We start from the raw sequence: 1290 nt of genomic DNA, 5'->3' as shown, positions 1-1290 counted from the left end.
AGGCAGGAGCAATAGAAAGACCAAAGGCGCTTGCTCGGCAAATTTAACAGCAGGCCTCGACCTCATCGGGCGGGGCAAATTTAACAAGAAAATCAAGCGGACAAAAAACACTCGGCATTTCAGGTGCAAAATGAAGTTATGCGTTTACRCACTTCATATCAATATCTGCGCGTTGTTTTTCGCCGCTTATTTTAGGCGTTATGCACCTAGAGCCAAGAATTTCAATGGTAGATAGTTCATCGCTCATTTCCACGATTTCTCTGGCTATTCGTTTGCCGAAAGGCTGCCTGAAAGTCCGAAGATAAGCTTGTTGTTGTCTTCTCTGCTGCCTTTAATTCTGGCAATGTAACATCATAATTTCAACGTTTCTCAGCTGTGAAAGTGTTGGCGCATTTCTTTGCCTATTGGTCTGGTGCGGCAGCCAAGCTTCTCCGTATCAGGTTGTCATGCAAATTGGTTTGGCTCAACTCGTTGAAAGTGAATCGGAATTATCAGAGTATGGATTTGTTGCCTGTATGTCGTAGATTTATCACGCGTGGAAAGATTTTCGGCCAAGTATGATCGTATAAATGGATGGAGTTGCATAACAAAGGTATCAAGGTGACTTGTTTGACTCGGCATTTTTGGTTTGGAGTTTAGTGGGTTTGGTGAGTTCACCGTGGCGCACCTTATCCCAGGCGTTATGCACCTAGAGCCAAGAATTTCAATGGTAGATAATTCATCGCTCATTTCCACGATATCTTTGGTCATTCGTTCAGCGACAGGCTGCCAGAAAGTCCGGAGATAAGCAGGCTGCTGTTTTCTCTGCTGCCTTTGGTTCTGGCAATGCAATACCGAATTACAACGTTGCTCCGCTGTGAAAGTGTTAGCGCTTTTCTCTGCCCATAGGTTTGGTGCAGCAGCCAAGTCAGTCTGTATCAGGTTGTCATGCAAGTTGGTTTGGCTCAAATTGTTGAAAGTAAATCGCAATTAGCAGAGCGTGAGTTTGCTGCCTGTATGTCGCAGATTCATCATGCATGGAAAGATTTTCGGCCAAGTATGATCGTATTAATGGATGGAGTTGCATAACAAAGGTATCAAGGTGACGCGTTTGACTCGGCGGTTTTGGTTTGGAGTTCAGCTGATTTGGTGAGTTGGTCGTGGCGCACCTTATCCCAGGCGTTAAATCTGCCGAGCAAGCTCGGGGAGTGCGCTGCGTCGAAGATTGCGTATCTGCTTCTAATATAGCCTAAAATTTTGTCTATGCTCCAGTCATGGCGCATACCGTTCAAAGTTTCATGCAGCAAGCAC

General features: G+C 45.4%; 1 protein-coding gene. It reads right to left on the bottom strand.

What is annotated here, in order from left to right:
• Positions 1-1076: 1076 nt before the first annotated feature.
• The coding region (locus EDI28_RS27425) for a hypothetical protein (protein ID WP_233353519.1) at positions 1077-1290 on the bottom strand (214 nt) is incomplete at its 5' end.

Origin of the sequence: Photobacterium chitinilyticum, assembly GCF_004104355.1 — a bacterium.
Taxonomy (GTDB): domain Bacteria; phylum Pseudomonadota; class Gammaproteobacteria; order Enterobacterales; family Vibrionaceae; genus Photobacterium; species Photobacterium chitinilyticum.
Note: the sequence above shows the minus strand (reverse complement) of the source record. Positions and strands in the feature narration are given on the sequence as shown.